Origin of the sequence: Ferrimonas sp. YFM, from assembly GCF_030296015.1 — a bacterium.
Taxonomy (GTDB): domain Bacteria; phylum Pseudomonadota; class Gammaproteobacteria; order Enterobacterales; family Shewanellaceae; genus Ferrimonas.
The window spans coordinates 2,628,627-2,644,986 of sequence record NZ_AP027368.1 but is presented as its reverse complement, the minus strand read 5'-3'; the positions used below and the strand labels follow the sequence as shown (position 1 = coordinate 2,644,986).

Annotated in this window: 15 protein-coding genes and 1 tRNA gene; 10 read left to right on the top strand and 6 right to left on the bottom strand. The window is 51.5% G+C overall.

Annotation, left to right across the window (positions count from 1 at the left end; translation table 11 throughout):
- Positions 1–89: 89 nt before the first annotated feature.
- Positions 90–174, bottom strand: a tRNA-Tyr gene (locus QUE41_RS12290).
- 239 nt (positions 175–413) lie between these two features.
- On the opposite strand from QUE41_RS12290, the gene QUE41_RS12285 reads away from it, so the two are divergent.
- Both QUE41_RS12285 and QUE41_RS12280 read left to right on the top strand, forming a co-directional pair.
- On the top strand, positions 414–899 hold the full coding sequence (locus tag QUE41_RS12285; protein ID WP_286339331.1) for a VC2046/SO_2500 family protein: 486 nt from the start codon (positions 414–416) through the stop codon (positions 897–899).
- Positions 900–1,013: 114 nt separating this feature from the next.
- Complete coding sequence (locus QUE41_RS12280; protein WP_286339330.1) at positions 1,014–1,298, top strand: DUF406 family protein; 285 nt, start codon at positions 1,014–1,016, stop codon at positions 1,296–1,298.
- Positions 1,299–1,357: 59 nt separating this feature from the next.
- On the opposite strand, the gene QUE41_RS12275 is transcribed toward QUE41_RS12280, so the two are convergent.
- Together QUE41_RS12275 and QUE41_RS12270 are read right to left on the bottom strand one after the other, a co-directional pair.
- Positions 1,358–1,816, bottom strand: coding sequence for a YchJ family protein (locus QUE41_RS12275; RefSeq protein WP_286339329.1), 459 nt, complete (start codon positions 1,814–1,816; stop codon positions 1,358–1,360).
- Positions 1,813–2,370, bottom strand: a complete 558-nt coding sequence (locus QUE41_RS12270; protein ID WP_286339328.1) for a YybH family protein — start codon at positions 2,368–2,370, stop codon at positions 1,813–1,815. Before QUE41_RS12270 ends, QUE41_RS12275 begins: the two co-directional genes overlap by 4 nt.
- Positions 2,371–2,567: 197 nt before the next feature.
- On the opposite strand from QUE41_RS12270, the gene smrA reads away from it, so the two are divergent.
- From smrA to QUE41_RS12235, 7 genes are all read left to right on the top strand, one after another.
- Positions 2,568–3,149, top strand: a complete 582-nt coding sequence (smrA, locus tag QUE41_RS12265) for a DNA endonuclease SmrA (RefSeq protein WP_286339327.1) — start codon at positions 2,568–2,570, stop codon at positions 3,147–3,149.
- Between the two features lie 75 nt (positions 3,150–3,224).
- A complete protein-coding gene (locus QUE41_RS12260; protein ID WP_286342940.1) occupies positions 3,225–3,509 on the top strand; it encodes a YcgL domain-containing protein in 285 nt (94 codons plus the stop codon).
- Between the two features lie 21 nt (positions 3,510–3,530).
- On the top strand, positions 3,531–4,499 hold the full coding sequence (locus QUE41_RS12255) for a lytic murein transglycosylase (RefSeq protein ID WP_286339326.1): 969 nt from the start codon (positions 3,531–3,533) through the stop codon (positions 4,497–4,499).
- 196 nt (positions 4,500–4,695) lie between these two features.
- Positions 4,696–5,154 carry a YcgN family cysteine cluster protein gene (locus QUE41_RS12250; protein ID WP_286339325.1) on the top strand — a complete coding sequence of 153 codons (459 nt, stop codon included), beginning with the start codon at positions 4,696–4,698 and terminating at the stop codon, positions 5,152–5,154.
- A 701-nt stretch (positions 5,155–5,855) separates the two neighbouring features.
- A complete protein-coding gene (locus tag QUE41_RS12245; RefSeq protein WP_286339324.1) occupies positions 5,856–7,772 on the top strand; it encodes a methyl-accepting chemotaxis protein in 1,917 nt (638 codons plus the stop codon).
- 295 nt (positions 7,773–8,067) lie between these two features.
- Positions 8,068–8,805, top strand: coding sequence for a helix-turn-helix transcriptional regulator (locus QUE41_RS12240; RefSeq protein ID WP_286339323.1), 738 nt, complete (start codon positions 8,068–8,070; stop codon positions 8,803–8,805).
- Positions 8,806–8,948: 143 nt separating this feature from the next.
- A complete protein-coding gene (locus QUE41_RS12235) occupies positions 8,949–11,042 on the top strand; it encodes a cytochrome c3 family protein (RefSeq protein WP_286339322.1) in 2,094 nt (697 codons plus the stop codon).
- Positions 11,043–11,470: 428 nt separating this feature from the next.
- Here QUE41_RS12235 and dsbB read toward each other — a convergent pair whose 3' ends face one another.
- Both dsbB and nhaB read right to left on the bottom strand, forming a co-directional pair.
- Entirely contained in the window at positions 11,471–12,022 is a 552-nt protein-coding gene (dsbB, locus tag QUE41_RS12230) for a disulfide bond formation protein DsbB (protein WP_286339321.1), read from the bottom strand.
- 88 nt (positions 12,023–12,110) lie between these two features.
- Complete coding sequence (gene nhaB, locus QUE41_RS12225) at positions 12,111–13,703, bottom strand: sodium/proton antiporter NhaB (protein ID WP_286339320.1); 1,593 nt, start codon at positions 13,701–13,703, stop codon at positions 12,111–12,113.
- Positions 13,704–14,013: 310 nt separating this feature from the next.
- Between nhaB and fadR the strand changes: the two genes are divergently transcribed.
- Entirely contained in the window at positions 14,014–14,724 is a 711-nt protein-coding gene (gene fadR, locus QUE41_RS12220; protein ID WP_286342939.1) for a fatty acid metabolism transcriptional regulator FadR, read from the top strand.
- A gap of 116 nt (positions 14,725–14,840) precedes the next feature.
- On the opposite strand, the gene QUE41_RS12215 is transcribed toward fadR, so the two are convergent.
- On the bottom strand, positions 14,841–16,349 hold the full coding sequence (locus QUE41_RS12215) for a SpoVR family protein (protein WP_286339319.1): 1,509 nt from the start codon (positions 16,347–16,349) through the stop codon (positions 14,841–14,843).
- Between the last annotated feature and the right edge of the window lie 11 nt (positions 16,350–16,360).

Here is a 16,360-nt window from a genome sequence, read left to right as displayed (position 1 = left end):
GTCTGATCGCTGTTACCTTTTGGGGCCACTCGGGAACCCCTCCACGGGGTTTGTGTGTCATCCACGATCATAGTCGGGGCGACGAATGATGGTGGAGGGGGAAGGATTCGAACCTTCGAAGGCGGAGCCGTCAGATTTACAGTCTGATCCCTTTGGCCACTCGGGAACCCCTCCACGGAATTCTCTAGACAGATTGTTTAACGTGCTTCTATCTAACACAGCGCTCGTGTGGCCAGGGAATCAGACATGTCTGTTCGCCGTTACCTTTGAGGCCAATCGGGAACCCCTCCACAAGTGCGGCGCTATAGTAGCAAAGCTTTCGCATGTGTAAAGCCTTTAGGCCAACTTTTTCCTAAAGTTTTATGTCGTTAGGCCGATAAAGAGACTGAACTCATGATTTTTGGATGTTTTCTATGCAGGCTGAGGCCATATTGGTCAATGAGTGGCAGCTCGGGGATTCCCTGAGTCAGGCCATTCAAACAGAGAGACGTAGCGACTTTGGCTTAATGTTAGCCATGTTGTCGCAAGACGTCCGTCTGCATGCGGAATTTCAACTACCAAAACCCACCGTAGAGCAGGAACAGGATCTGCGACAGCGCTTTGCCCTGCCAGAGCCTGAGCAAGCCAAGGCTCAGTACAAAGATGCACAGCGCAGCTGTCGCATTGCCAGTGCCTTCCATCAATCCGGCTTGTCTCAAAGTCGCCTGCAGCATTGTTTGGATCCTGATGCCCTGGTGTATCAGGGAAGCCACAGCGCTGCCATGCAACAGGCCCTGGATAATTGCTCTCCCAGCGTCAAGCGTGAGGATGCTCAGGTTCAGGCCGCGAGGCAGCCTGGTCAGTGGCGTTTGGAGCAGTTGCTGGCGGCTCAGCGTCTGCAGGCGGGAGCATTGGTATAACCAATTGACCCAATCGGTAAATTGGTTATACCAATGTGATCTCCATCAAATCAGAGGCCCGCTCTTGAAGGCTATACTCTAGCTTGAATCCCCATCAGTTTTCAGAGGTAACAGATGAGCATTACGAATAAGGGCGCTGGTTGCGATACCTGCGGTTGCTATATGGATATTGGCGCCATCATTTCGGAAGAGGACAACATTTTGACTCTGCCGGTTCAGGGTTCCGATGAGCAGTCTGCAATGGGCTTTTTCGACGATTATGTTCAAAAGGCCAAAGCTCGCTTCGCTGAGGTTGATACCGACACTCAGTGGGATGCTGAGAACAATGTACTGACTGGAAAGCTGATCTTCAGCTGCGCGGCAGAGCGCATCATCTTCGAGATGACTCTGGCTGGTTAACAAGACTTAGAATTGAAAAAGGAGTGCCAAGGCACTCCTTTTTTTTGCAGAAACTCCGCTTAAAGACAGCACTTCTTGGCTTTCTTATCGCTTCCGCAGGGGCAGGGATCATTCCGGCCAAGCTTGATGGAGGGCCGAATGTCACCACGGCAGTAATACCACCTGGAATCCTGGCGACGAAATTGGGAACGCTCCCAGAGTGCGAGGATCTCGTTACCTTGTCGGTACCAGGCTCGAAACTCCACTTCACCCTTGTCCTGCTGATAAGGCGGGGCATCCATAATCTGCAAACCCACAAAGTCGCTCTTTTCGCAGCTCTGTTTGAGCGCCTGTTCGGTCAACCCCTGCCGTGTATCAGGATCATGAGTGGCCAAAAGATAACCGGCTTGGGCCGTGGCGAAAGCGGTGTAGCGGGAACGCATCAACTGCTCAGGGGTAGCGGCGAGTGTCTCGCCGAGAAGAAGTGGCTGGCAGCAACTCTCAAAGGGGAGGGTGCTGCCACAATAACAAGGGCTCATCGGCTGCGTTTTTCCTGGTCCTGGGCGGCGGCAGGTCGGTACTCTTCGTAAAAGAGCCCCTCTTTGCGCTTGGCATCCAGGAAGCGATTCACCTTGGTACGGTTGGCGGAGTCGCTAATGATGCGCCACTGATCCGCATGGTCCTTCTGGAAACTCATGATGAACTTGCCAACAAATTCGCTGGCAGGTTGTTCGGTGCTGCGGTCGGGGGTGTACACAACCAGATAGTAACCCGCATCGGTCACCGTACCGTCAGAGACCCGGCGATTGACCACCCGGTAGTGAACTTTAAGTTCCGCCCCGCGCTTTTTGATCTTCTTAAACCAGTGGCCAAAGCCTTTGGCAATCTGATCCCGGCCCGAGAGCAGACCCTCTTCTTTGGACGCACTGATCAAGCAGGCACCGTCGCTGTAGAACTGCACCAGGCGATCGGTGTCCAACTCGTTGTAGGCCTGACTGATGTTGTCGTAGACCTGATTAATCTCTTTATTGACGTCGGCCGCGAAGACGGGCAGAGCCGTCACCAGGGTCAACATCAGGGCTAGAATGCGCACGTATCGTGCTCCACCTTTAATACACACCTTTACTATCGCCGTAGGGGGCAAAATCTGTAAAGGTTGAAACCATTACAAAGTTTGACACGAGAGCCCTGACTCCCGTGGGCAAATGGTGAGCGGTCAGACCGTCAGTCACTCAACGCCAATTTTGGATTGGGTATACTAACAGAGTTATCACCTTAGCGGAGGCTAATATGCAATCAAACGAGATGGATGAGTTTCTGGATGCTATGGCCGACGTTAAACCCATAGGGAAACAGGACAAACGCAGCCCTTTGCAACCTAAGCAAGGACCCACAGAAGCTCAATTGGCACGAAGGTTTGCAGCTCAAACCGATGACCGTGGCAACGTTGATGGTGTCAGTGACGAGGGGGTGGCTCCTGTTGAGCCGGAGGACCCGATCGGATTTGCTCGGGACGGGGTTCAGCACGGTGTATATAAGAATCTGAGGCTGGGGAAATACCAGGTGGATGCCCGGTTGGATCTGCATGGCCAGAGTGTCGCTCAGGCCAAACAGACTTTGTTACAGTTCATCAAGGATTGCCAACGGGTGGAGGTCAGAACCGCCCTGGTACTCCATGGCAAAGGGATGCATACCCGCCCTTTTAAAGGGCTGCTTAAAAGTTACGTCGCCCATTGGCTGCCACAGATGCCTGAAGTCCTGGCATTCCATTCTGCTTTGAGGCAGCACGGTGGCAATGGCGCTATCTATCTGCTGCTCAAGAAAGGGGAACGGCAGAAGACGGAAAACCGTGAGCGTCATCAGAAACGCTGAATTGGGTTTACCCGTGGCCATGCTATAGTGGCTAACATCAACAGTCAGCAAGCCGCTGAACAGACAAGAATACTTATGATTTGCGCGATTTATAAAAGTACTAAGAAGCTCGACACCTACCTCTTTATCAATAAGCGGGACGACTTTTCTCAGGTTCCGGAACCGCTGCTGGAGATGTTTGGCAGGCCCGAGTTTGTGATGATTTTGCCTCTGTCAAAGATCGGCAAACTGGGCCAGGCAGACATCGATAAGGTGCGAGAGGGGTTGAATGACAAGGGATTCTATCTGCAGCTGCCTCCGCCGCAAGAGGATCTATTGAAGTCCCATAAAGAGTGGCTCAAGTCACAACAGGAAGAGTGAACCCAAGGTTAGGGAGCAACGATGAAACTCAAATGGCTAGCGACACTGGGTCTGGCAATGGCTTTGCCGTTGCAGGCAGCAGATAAGGTGAGTTTTGAAGACTATGTGGGGCAGCTGAAGCAAGAGGCCGCGGAGCGCAACTTCAGCTCCGGCACCATAGATTCTGCGTTTGCCGGCATTAAGCTGCATAAAAGGGCCATCAAGGCCGATCGAAATCAACCCGAATTCAAGAAAACCCTGGATACCTACCTGCCTCAGGCGGTTCCGGACTGGAAGGTTGCCAAGGCACGAAAACTGATGAAGCAGCACAGTGAGTTGTTGCAGAAAGTTGGCAAAGCCTATGGCGTCCAACCCAGGTTCATTGTTGCCCTGTGGGGGATTGAGACCAACTTCGGCAGCTACACCGGCAATTTTTCTGTTATCGGGGCCACCACCTCTCTGGCTTATGAGGGAAGGCGTGAGGCGTTCTTTAAAGAGCAGCTCTTTGCCGCATTGACCATCCTCGAAGAGGGGCACATCAGTGCCGATAAGATGAAAGGCTCCTGGGCTGGTGCCATGGGTCAGTGTCAGTTTATGCCCACCTCCTTCCTGGCTTATGCCGTGGATTTCGACGGTGATGGCAAAAAGGACATCTGGAACAATAAGGCCGATGTCTTTGCCTCTGCGGCCAACTATCTGAAACAGGTTGGCTGGCGTGATGATCTGACCTGGGCCAGGCAGGTGACGCTCACTCAGCCTGTGAAAAAGGAGCAGACTGGACTGAACGTTAAGTTGTCTCTGTCTGAGTGGCAGAAACTGGGGGTCCGTCGCTTCGATGGCTCTGATCTGCCGTCCCGGGAGATTCAGGCGTCTCTGGTGCAACCGGATGATGCCGAAGGGCGCAGCTATTTGGCCTATGCCAACTATGATGCCCTGATGCGCTGGAATCGCAGTCATTACTTTGTTGCCGCAGTCGGTCACCTGGCAGACAGGATAAAGTTCTCTCAGTAACACCAAAAGGGGGCGACCGCCCCCTTTTTTGATCTCGGTGGCTGATGTCAGCACCGGCCTGCTTTGCCTCGATTAGGTCCGCTCTTGGCCAAACTCTTACCACCTCAGAAAAGTACACCCTAGTGAAATTTTTTGCCATCATCGCTATAATGCCGCGCCCAAAGGGCCGTGGTCGATAAGTAGTAGAGGTAGAGCGGTGAGCGCAGAGCAACCATTTTGGCATAAACCCCTAACCCAGATGAGTGAACAGGAGTGGGAGGCACTCTGTGACGGCTGTGGTAAGTGTTGCCTGAATAAGCTGATTGATGACGATACCGAAGAGGTGTACTTCACCAATATCGCCTGTCAGCTGCTGAATGACAAAACCTGTGAGTGCAGTCGCTACGACACCCGTTTCAACTATGTGCCGGACTGTTACAAGGTTACCCCCGACAATGTAGGGACCATCGCCTGGTTGCCCACCAGCTGTGCCTACCGTCGTCTTCATGAGGGGAGAGGGTTACCCAGTTGGCACCCTCTTATCACCGGAAGTAAATCTAAAATGCATCAGCAGGGGATGTCGGTTCGCCGCAAGGTGCTCAGTGAGCTGGATGTGGGGCCTGACCCGGATCTTATCGGCTTCATTGTGGTGTGGCCACTGGATGATGTGGACTGACAGACTGTTGAATAAAAAAGGCGTGCTTGGCACGCCTTTTTTATGACTTTTTCCCTGTTATTTCAGAACCGATATAACTTCTCATTCGTTAACAAATAAACTGCCCGACATAATGAAATTAAAATTATTGAATTCGCTTATTGAATTTCTTTAATCTTCTGATCAGAAAAGTAGATTTAAATCGACTGTCTTGATCAGTTAAATAGATCGAGGTGGTATATTTATTTTGTGACTGTCAGATAAAGTAAATATGCAAAATTTCCTCTTGTCAGGAATATAGATATATGGCAGGGCGAATGCGGTATTATAACTCTATTTATTTTCTCCTTTAATAAGGTTCAATAGGTCACACTTTTTATGTGCACTCCCTGTTCCTAGTGTGATATTACTATGCTGACTAGGCAGGTAGAAGGTGATCGTTATCGCATGTGACTGATATATAAGGGTGTGTCAGTTGTGTTGCATAAAATTTCTGATTTTTAACATCTCTTCACTGTGTCGGCTTTGTGCCTGGTCAGCTTGTCTTGTACATGTTAGATACCGTTTCTAATCGCGCCAAAAAAATGCCAAAAGCAAATAAATGACACTGGTTGGGTCTAAAGCTCGTCCGGTGCCAAAATTGAGCTTTATAGGTTTATTCCAAGAGTGCGAATGAAGTCTTAATTGGGGTTGGAAGTAAATTAATCCATACGGATGGATCTATGAAAGGAATGAGCTTTAAAGCCAGTTTAATGGCAATGTCTTTGGGTCTGCTGGTGCTGGCTTTGGCGGCGACCAGTGTGATTTCAGCGAGAAACATGAGCCACGCCGTCAGCCAGGAGGTGAAGTTCTCCATGGAGCAGGCGGTGAGTCACGAGAGTTCGGCCATCAATGAGCTGGTGGAGCGAGGTCATCGTGCTGTAGATGGCATGGCCGAGCTGTTTGATGATCACCGGGACTGGGGCGAGCATCAGTATCTCTCGGCCCTCAAGGAGGGGGAGCTGGTGACCGGTCTCCCCGGGATGATGCTGGGCTTGGAGAGTGGTGAAGGCTACGCGTCCCGCTCCTTTAAAGGTTGGCCTCAAGGGGTGCTGCAAGCCAGTCAGAATGTGACTGGCCGCCACTGGTACCAGGTGGGCCGCTCCGGCAGTGATACCCAGGTCACCGACGTCTACTTTGTGCCTGGGGACAACACACCCTACCTCTCCATAGTGAAACCGACAACTCAGGGTGTGGTGGCAGCCAGCCTGGCGGTGAGCGAGCTGGACAAGGTGTTGAGTCAGGTTGAACTGGTTCCCGGCACCATCGCCATCCTCGCCGAGCAAAGTGGCAATATCATCGCCACCACCTCCAAGTTTGCCCCGGTGCAGACCCCCTTGTCTGCGGTGCCTGGGTTGGGCGAGCAGGCCAACAGCGTGCTGACCAGCGACAGTCTCTACTCTGAGTATGTGCTCAATGGCATCGACAAGTTGGTGATCGCCAATCGGATTCCTCTGCCCGGAGGCAACTCCTGGTACTTCCTGATCGCCGTGGAGAAGGACGTGGTCTATGCCTCTGTCTCCGAGGCGAATCAGACTGTGGTGCTCACCGGTGTCATCAGTACTCTGATCTCTGCCCTGGTGTTGGTGGTCATGCTGAACTACCTCTATCGCCCCATTGTTGCACTCAAGGAGCGGGTTCAGGATCTGGCTGAGGGGGAAGGGGACCTGACCCAGAGACTGGAGGTGCGGTCCGAAGACGATCTCGGCCAGATCGCCACCGGCATCAACACCGTAGTCGGGTCATTGCAGACCATGATGCTGGAGGTGCGCCAGGTTACTGGTGAACTGGCCCATGGCGTCGACGTGCTCAAGACCCAGGCTGAGGAGAATGAGGCGATTCTGGCCAGCCATATGTCTGAAACGGATCAGGTGGCAACGGCCATGGAGGAGCTTAACGCTACCGCCGAGACCGTGGCCAGCAGCGCCGCGGAAGCGGCTCAGTACACCCGCGAAGCCAACCAGACGGGCGAGCAGTCCAAGGTGATCGTGGCTCAGGCCCAGAGCTCGGTGACCGCTCTGGTGGGTGAGGTCGAGGCGACGGCGGGGAACATTCAGAGCATGAGTGACGAAACCCACAGCATCAACTCCATCCTCAAGGTGATCGGTGAAATCGCCGATCAGACCAACCTGCTGGCGCTGAATGCGGCCATCGAGGCGGCTCGGGCTGGCGCTCAGGGTCGTGGCTTCGCCGTGGTGGCAGAAGAGGTTCGGGCCTTGGCGGGCCGGACCCAGCAGAGCACCGCTGAAATCGAAAAGGCCCTGGAGGTGCTGCTTCAAGGATCCAGCAGGGTGGTGACGGCGATGGCCGGCACCAAAAAGACCTGCGAAGAGACGGCCAGCGGCGCCCAGGAGGTGTCAGGCAGCCTTGAAACCATGAGCAGCTTTGTTTCGGACATCAACGATTTGAGCTCGCAAATTGCCACTGCCGCTGAGGAGCAAAGCAGTGTGTCTCAGGAGATCAGTCGCAACATGACCGCCATCCGCGAGATGGTACTGAAACTGGCCGACAGCGGAAACCAGACTCTGGATGAAGCCAACAGCCTGGCTGCGGTCAATACCCAGCTCCTGGGGATAGTCAGCCGCTTTAAGTTGGATTAATTGCTCCTAATGGAAAAAGGGCTGCCCAATGGCAGCCCTTTCTTTTTGCCCGATCCGGCTGATGCGCAAAGACCCTTGATGCCATCGTGAATAACTTCAACTGAAGCTCTGTGACTCTAATCAAACGATTCCACTAATCTCCCAGTTAACTGTTAACTTTGACAGTGTATTTGAGTGCTCTTGAATTGGATGATTATGCACTAAGTGAACAGTTGTCGCCCATAGGTTCTCCAGTCTGGAGAGTTTTTAGGGCATCGGCTATAGTGACTTTTAAGGTAGTGGAGTCGAGGTGCGGATGTCGATTTTGTCGGATTTCAGAGATAAAGCGGAGGTATTGGATTTTTGTGATCTTGCCTATGTTCCGATGCCAAAACAGGGCAATGGCTATACAAGAGAAGGAAAACGTCGAACTGACAGGCAAATCCCTAAGCTCATCCAGAAGTGTGTTGTAGATGGCGGTCTATGTTCGAATAAAAAACTCTATGAGAATGTTGTCAAGTCGACCATGTTGGTATCAAAATATCCAGATGTCCTTCTTGCGTTCGAATTGGAAGGGCGTTGGCCAGACAGTGCGCGTTTTGGTGCAGTTCACAGAGGGCATGAAGATTTAACTAGAAAGATAGATAAATGGTTTCAAGAGGCCGGTTATATTAGCTCTTGTGAGTACTACAGCCACAAATTAATTGATGAATCAATGGGCTTCTTTTGGATACACTCAACTCTACCTGAAGGGGAACTTAAGGAGAAGATGTCACAAAACTGGGTGTTACAGCATTTGGATCTTATTCACTATTATTTCTCAAGCAAGTATCCCGATCGAACTAATCCTCATCTTCTCAACGGTTTCTTTAAGAGAAAAACAATTCAAGTTCTGAAATTGACTGCTCAAGGATTGAGTAGTAAAGAAATCTCTGAGCATCTTTATATTACTCCTCGTGGTGTTAATTATCATGTGGATCGGGCCAAAGAGAAACTTGGAGCTACCAACAAAGCTGAACTTATTAGTTTGGCTAAGAAACACCTTTTACTGTAAAAGTAGATCATGTGATGTAACTCATATTCATCTTCTTTTTAAGCTATTTCCTAGTAACTTTTACAGTGTTCTTTTTGTCGTTAATCGCTTGAAATTGAAGTCGCGTTTTAATGATAAGCCGGTTGAACCGGAAAGGACAAGCGATGAAAAAGATAAAGGTGGCAGTTCTTTTGCCTCTTATGCTGGGGCTTACTGCTTGCGGTGGGGATAGTGATGATCAAGTTATTGGCGCTGATGAGCCGCCAACCCCACAGATTGACAACTCCGCATGGAATTATGTCGAAACTCCTTACATGGAGCTCCCGCCATATCATCTTGAAGGCGAAGTGAATGTCGTCCTAGGTACACTGGATGATCAGATTCAACCCTGGGTTGGTCTGGGGGTTATAAAGGCGTTTCAGGGCGATCTTTCTCACGACATTAACGGTGATGGTGGTGTAAATCCGGCGGATGCAAAATTGGCTACTCCAGAGATCCAAAATACAGAATCTGGGCCTGTGTTCAGAGTCAGCATGGAGGACATGATAACATATTTAGCGACCAATCCTGATGGGCTGGGTGCTGGATCTTCAAGACCAGACATCTTTAAACCCGGTGCATACAGCCCATTTGATTTGCTTCGATACTTGGTCGGCACTCGTGAAGATATGCGTTGGGAAGGTGGAGTGGAATCAATTCTTACGCCTGAAGAATCAGCATATGATACCTATGAATATCGTATTTCTTGGGATATGAATGGTGATGGAAAGTTTGACTCAAACGATGGTGATTACTTTAACAGTGCTAATTGGCACTATGCGCTTAAGCAGTCTTTGGGACAAAATAAGCAGTATGCCGGAGCGCGTCTGGCTGTACAGTATTCGAGGATGGATCAATACTGGCTACGTGAGGAACAAAGCTATCGCTTCACCGTATATTCAGATGAAATGATAAATCGCCTTCACTGGGTATGGAAACAGGAGCAGCAGCGCCTTGCAAATAATGGAGGAAAATTCATTATACCTTATGTTCTTCACTTTGATTTGAATAAGGATTTTTTAAACCCACCATCTGAATTCGAAATCTTAGCGACAAATCTTGAAGTAACAGCGCATAACATGAGAAGTGATGTGTTTCAGGAAGGCGTATTGTCGACAATGGATGTTTGGTTGTCGCTTGCCGAACAGACCGGTGCCGACATTCGATTTACTTGGTGGGCAACGATGAGTTCAGGCGCCAAGGTTGATGGTTTCACTATTATGCACACCCCATGGACTGGTAACTACGGTGGTTGGTCCGGAGGAATGCCTTATCATGGAGAATTGGCAACAAACGGTGATTTTAGTGGTACTGTACCCACATGTAACTTTAACAAGGACGGCTCAACGACTTTCAATGAAGACGGTACGATTGGTGTCGCAGTCAATCCGGTAGACCCAGTGATCTGTATTAAAGAGTGGAGCAGTTACAATGCGATAGGGGGCAATCAGGTAAATAATATTGTTGGCAATAACATTATGTCTTACCCCTATCAGTTTGTCGGACTCGGTTCGTTGCAAGGAGAAGCTAGAAATGGTACAGACTTGGATCTACAAAAAGATGACACAATTGAAGTGTATATGGCAGAGAATGAACTCCAGCATACAGTGCAAACACTCGGGGTTAAGGGAGAACAGTCACTATTTCCAACTGAAGATGTAACTGGTATAGCCTTGCTCCGCCCTATGCACGCTGCTACAAAAGAAACAAAAATTGGAAGTGCCTCCATTCTGGATGAAAGCCACTTTGGCTGGAAAATCGCGGACTGCACTCAGTGCCACAAAAAAACTTTTGATAATAAGCTTGGACATGGCGGGCAACCTTGGCCAGTAAATAGTGTTGATGGTTTTGACTATATGCAGCCATATTATTGTGCTACTTGCCATGGTTCTAACGGTGCGCCACAGGGGCACAATCGGGCAGCAAGATGTTTCTGGTGTCACAATACCAATAATAAGAATGGTTTAGAGCGACTGTGGATGGATAAGCACGGTGATGCCAGCCTGCCTAAGTTTATTCCAGCATCCAAAAACGTTGCTAATCAGCTAACAAGGGCAACAGTTCCGGTGGATAGAGAAGGAGAAATAAGCTTGTATGGTGATCTTTGGTATCCAAGTCATAACAGTGACTTTGCCCTGAGTAAGACTTTTCCGGATCCATATTCCTGTGGAACCTGCCATGGCTTTGAGCATGAGATAGAGCCGAAGGTTGAAGAGTAGATCCTTTTCTGTTGATATAAGCATGCTGGATTAGGAAGCATACAGTACAACTAACCTAGAATGCGTTGATTGTTATTGAGAAAGTCAGTTGTCAGTGGCAACTGACTTTTTATGCATTGTTACTGGTGTTTGCATACCTGAATTCAGGTGGTGTTCTGATGGACTGTAGAAGGGCTATTTTGTCAATGTTTCTGGCTTGATAAGGCTCTGACGACGAGTGGTCAAGTCAGGGGGAATACGCTGTTTTGGTTAGAGCCTTGCTTCTATTGGATTGCCCACAATAGATCTCCAATGTGTAGCCCTATTCAGAATGGGACTCACGAATGGAAAAAGGGCTGCCCAATGGCAGCCCTTTCTTTTTGTCTTAACTGGCTGATGTTCAAACCTTTGACGTCACCAGGAAGTAGAGGGTGAAAGGTCAATGGCCACTAGTGGCAGCTGCCTCCGCAGCATTCACCACCTTTTTTCTTTTCATTGAGGGTGGTCAGCCAGAACAGCAGGCACAGCACCAGGTTCACCGCAAAGAGGCCGATGAGCCACTGGGCCATGGACAAGCCCAGGAAAGACCAGGGGGAGTCACTGCAGTCTCCAGTGGGCATGAATACGCTGGGAATCCACTCATGCAGAGGCGCCCAAAGCGGGAAGTTGGGGATGGCATCACAGGTAGAGCCAAACAAAGTCGGTGGGGCGGTTTGCTTGGCATGAAGCGTCAGGTTCAGTGACAGGGCCCAGGCACTGGTGCCGGCCCAGCCGAGAAAGCCCAGAGTGCGCAAGGGCTTGAAATCGGGGCGGATGGCGGTGATCAGCGCCACCAGCATCAGGGCAAACACCGCCAGTCTCACATAGATGCAGTAGACGCAGGGCTTGAGATCCATGCCGTACTGAAACACCAGGGCGATCAGCTCCAATGCCAGGGCTGAGGCTGCCAGCAGCAACCAACTGCGTCGCTCAGAGGTGAATTGTCGGGCTTGGTCCAGCATGATGACTCCTGAAAAACTTACAAAAACGCCCTCAAATTGTGAGGGCGTTTCTATCAGAAGGCAATATGCAGTTCTAAATCATTATCGTTTAGTGGTGGCCACCGCTGATGGCACCGGCTGCGGCTTCTGCAACTGAGTGGTGATTGATCCAGTGCACTTCATAGAAGTACTGGGTCAGATTGTCCAGCAAGCCAAACTCGATGGTCGCCAGGCCCACAATAGACATCACTATGGTGTAGGGCAGAGCCAGAATCACCATGCGGCCGTAGGAGAGGCGGATAAGCGGGGCCAGAGCCGAAGTCAGCAGGAACAGGAAGGCAGCCTGGCCGTTGGGGGTAGCAACGGAGGGCAGGTTGGTCCCTGTGTTGATGGCCACCGCCAGCATGTCGAACTGGTCGCGGGTGATCTTGCCTTCCAGCAGGGCGGTCTTCACTTCATTGATGTACACAGTTCCCACAAACACGTTGTCGGACACCATGGACAGCAGGCCGTTGGCGATAAAGAACATTACCGCCTGGGTCTTACCGGAGTAGGAGAGTACCCAGGTGATTACCGGAGCAAACAGACCCTGCTCGATGATCACGCCAACGATGGAGAAGAACACGGCCAGCAAGGCGGTAAAGGGCAGGGCCTCTTCAAACGCCTTACCCAGAGAGTGCTCGTCAATGATGCCGTTGAAGGAGGTGGTCAGAATAATCACAGACAGACCAATCAGACCTACCGCCGCCAGGTGCAGAGCCAGACCGACCACCAGCCACAGGCCGACCAGGCCCTGAACGATCAGCATGGCACGGTCCTTGTTGGTACGGCGCTTATCTTCATACTCGGCGTAGTCAACCAGGATCTTACGGACGTTTTCAGGCAGCTGCTCGCCGTAACCCACAACCTTGAACTTCTCGACCAGTACACAGGTCAGCAGGCCGGCAGCCAGCACAGGCATGGTTACCGGAGACATGCGTATGAAGAACTCGGCGAAGTTCCAGTTGGACTGAGCGGCAATGATCAGGTTCTGAGGTTCACCCACCATGGTGCATACGCCACCGAGGGCAGTACCCACACCGGCATGCATCATCAGGTTACGCAGGAAGCCACGAAACTGCTCCAGGTCATCCTTACACAGGTTGTCCTGTTCGTCGTTGTTGTGGTCGTGATCCTGAGTGAAATCCTTACCCGACGCCACCTTGTGGTAGATGGTGTAGAAACCGATGGCAACTGCAATGATTACCGCGATTACAGTCAGAGCATCGAGGAAGGCAGAAAGTACCGCAGAGAAGAAACAGAAGGCAAGGGAGAGCAAGGCTTTGGAACGGACCTTGGTCACCAGCTTGGTAAAGATGAACAGCAGCAGCTGTTTCATAAAGAAGATACCCGCCACCATAAAGATAAGCAGCAGAATCACTTCCAGGTTGGCTTCCAGCTCATGGAGCACGGTTGCCGGTGAGGTCATGCCTATGGCCACAGCTTCGATGGCCAGCAGGCCGCCGGGCTGAAGCGGGTAGCACTTCAGAGCCATGGCCAGGGTAAAGATGAACTCAATCACCAGCAGCCAGCCGGCGATAAAGGGGTCGATCGCGAAGACAATCGGGTTGATCACCAAAAAGGCGATGATTGCCAATTTGTACCACTTAGGCGCCTGGCCTAAGAAGTTGTGAAAAAAGGCTTGGCGTAGACTTAGTGCCATAGCTCCCTTCCTTACTATATTATCGATTTTATTGTGGTGTCGCAGACAGATGGGCGATCATACTCGGATTTGTGGTTAACGTTAACTGACACCGAATATCAAAAATCCTTATCATTATTTGATAATGCTAAGGTTCGACCACTTTTTTACAGTTAATCTGGCTGCGAATCCACCGGATAGCATGTTAAAGTTGTGAACGAACTCAATTTAGTTAAATATTTGGGGAATGGATCGCATTTTTGCATTTGTTCTTTATTTGCTAAGATAAATCAATTACACCTTGTTCAAGAGTCGTAAGGCCCCCGTGACTATGATAATAAAAGCGCAGAGTCCAGCAGGATTTGCCGAAGAGTACATCGTAAAATCCATATGGAACAACAAGTTCGCACCTGGAACCATACTGCCAGCGGAGCGCGAACTGTCCGAGCTGATCGGGGTAACCCGAACCACTTTGAGGGAAGTTTTACAGCGCCTGGCCAGAGATGGCTGGCTGACTATTCAGCACGGTAAACCGACCCGGGTGAACAACTTCTGGGAGACTTCCGGGCTCAATATCCTGGAAACCATCGCCCGCCTGGATCAGGACGGGGTGCCAGAGCTGATGGATCAACTGCTCTCAGCCCGCACCAACATCAGCGCCATCTACATCCGCTCCGCAGTGCGCTACAACCCGGTGCGCGCCCAGGAAGTGTTGTCTCAGTGGAGCGACATCCACGATGATCCCGGTGCATTCTCCGATTACGACTACAACCTGAACCACTCTCTGGCCATGGCCTCAGACAACCCCATCTACGCCTTGATCCTGAACGGGTTCAAGGGCTTGTACAGCAGGGTTGGTCGTTACTACTTCAGCCAGGAAGCGGCCCGGGATCTGGCCCGCAACTACTACAAGGACCTGCTTAAGTGCGCCGAGCAGGGGGATGCCGATGAGGTGCCCCATATCGTACGCAAGTACGGCATTGAGTCCGGTAAGCTGTGGATGAGGATTCGCTCCGACATGCCCAAGGATATCGCCGAGTAAATCCATGACTCGCTGATTGAAAAAAGCCCGCTGATGCGGGCTTTTTTGTGGTTTGTTGAATCCGATGGCGTCACGGCCGCTGCCATTGCAGCAAGCTCGACTGGGCGTCCGATCGGCTACTCTTCTGCTTTGGCCAGGCTTCGGGCAATGATCTCCGTATTGCCATTGTCCTTCTCCTCCTCCAGGTAGACGTCGAACCCCCACAGCCTGTGCAGGTGCTTCATCACCTCATCTTTGCTGTCGGCCAGGGGGATGCGGCTGTGGGGCTGATAGCGGAGGATCAGTGAACGGTCTCCGCGGACCTTGACGTTCCACACCTGGATGTTCGGCTCCAGGTTGGAGAGGTTGTACTGGGCGGACAGGTTCTGCCTCAGCTCCCGGTAGCCCTCATCATTGTGGATGGCGCCCACCTCGAGATAACTCTTGCGATCGTCATCCTGCACGGTGAAGAACTTGAACTGGCGCATTATCTTGGGCGACAGGTATTGGGAGATGAAGCTCTCATCCTTGAAGTTGTTCATGGCGAAATGCAGGGTATCCAGCCAGTTGGAGCCGGCGATGTCCGGGAACCAGCGCTTGTCCTCCTCGTCCGGATCTTCGCAGATGCGGCGGATGTCCTGGAACATGGCAAACCCCAGGGCGTAAGGATTGATGCCACTGTAGTAGGGGCTGTTGTATTCCGGCTGCATCACCACATTGGTGTGGCTGTGGAGAAATTCCATGATGAAGCGGTCGGTCACCAGGCCCTCGTCATACAGGTGGTTCATGATGGTGTAGTGCCAGAAGGTGGCCCACCCCTCGTTCATCACCTGAGTCTGCTTCTGAGGGTAGAAGTACTGAGAGATCTTGCGAACGATGCGCACCACCTCGCGCTGCCAGGGTTCAAGGAGCGGCGCGTTCTTTTCGATGAAGTAGAGCAGGTTCTCCTGGGGATCGGCCGGGAATCTGGGCGCCTGCTTATCCTCCTCTTCACTCTGGGTGGCAGGCAGGGTGCGCCACAGGTCGTTGACCTGGGACTGCAGGTAGGCTTCCCGCTCCTTGAGCCTCATCTTCTCCTCCCGCAGGGAGATTTCGGCGGGGCGCTTGTATCTGTCCACCCCCAGGTTCATCAGGGCATGACAGGAATCGAGCAACTCTTCGACGGCGTCGATGCCGTGGGCCTCTTCGCACTCGGCAATGAAGTTCTTGGCAAACACCAAGTAGTCGATGATGGAGTCGGCGTCTGTCCAGGTCTGGAACAGGTAGTTGCCCTTGAAGAAGCTGTTGTGACCATAACAGGCGTGGGCCATCACCAGGGCCTGCATGGTGATGGTGTTCTCCTCCATCAGGTAGGCGATACAGGGGTTGGAGTTGATGACGATCTCGTAAGCCAGGCCCATTTGACCGCGCTTATAGTGACGTTCAGTTTCAATGAACTTCTTGCCGAAGGTCCAGTGGGAGTAGCCGATGGGCATGCCGACACTGGCGTAGGCATCCATCATCTGTTCGGCGGAGATCACCTCTATCTGATTGGGATAGGTGTCCAGACGGTAGAGTCCTGCCACCCGCTCAATCTCATTGTGATACTGATCCAGAAGGTCAAAGGTCCAGTCTGGTCCGTCTGACAGGGTACGTTTCTCACTCATCGGTTTCCCCC

Coding starts and splice junctions, on each gene's coding strand:
- QUE41_RS12245 (WP_286339324.1), top strand. CDS start 5,856: ATGAAAGGAATGAGCTTTAAAGCCAGTTTAATGGCAATGTCTTTGGGT.
- fadR (WP_286342939.1), top strand. CDS start 14,014: ATGATAATAAAAGCGCAGAGTCCAGCAGGATTTGCCGAAGAGTACATC.
- QUE41_RS12285 (WP_286339331.1), top strand. CDS start 414: ATGCAGGCTGAGGCCATATTGGTCAATGAGTGGCAGCTCGGGGATTCC.
- QUE41_RS12240 (WP_286339323.1), top strand. CDS start 8,068: ATGTCGATTTTGTCGGATTTCAGAGATAAAGCGGAGGTATTGGATTTT.
- QUE41_RS12255 (WP_286339326.1), top strand. CDS start 3,531: ATGAAACTCAAATGGCTAGCGACACTGGGTCTGGCAATGGCTTTGCCG.
- QUE41_RS12275 (WP_286339329.1), bottom strand. CDS start 1,816: ATGAGCCCTTGTTATTGTGGCAGCACCCTCCCCTTTGAGAGTTGCTGC.
- QUE41_RS12260 (WP_286342940.1), top strand. CDS start 3,225: ATGATTTGCGCGATTTATAAAAGTACTAAGAAGCTCGACACCTACCTC.
- QUE41_RS12235 (WP_286339322.1), top strand. CDS start 8,949: ATGAAAAAGATAAAGGTGGCAGTTCTTTTGCCTCTTATGCTGGGGCTT.
- nhaB (WP_286339320.1), bottom strand. CDS start 13,703: ATGGCACTAAGTCTACGCCAAGCCTTTTTTCACAACTTCTTAGGCCAG.
- QUE41_RS12280 (WP_286339330.1), top strand. CDS start 1,014: ATGAGCATTACGAATAAGGGCGCTGGTTGCGATACCTGCGGTTGCTAT.
- QUE41_RS12215 (WP_286339319.1), bottom strand. CDS start 16,349: ATGAGTGAGAAACGTACCCTGTCAGACGGACCAGACTGGACCTTTGAC.
- dsbB (WP_286339321.1), bottom strand. CDS start 12,022: ATGCTGGACCAAGCCCGACAATTCACCTCTGAGCGACGCAGTTGGTTG.
- smrA (WP_286339327.1), top strand. CDS start 2,568: ATGCAATCAAACGAGATGGATGAGTTTCTGGATGCTATGGCCGACGTT.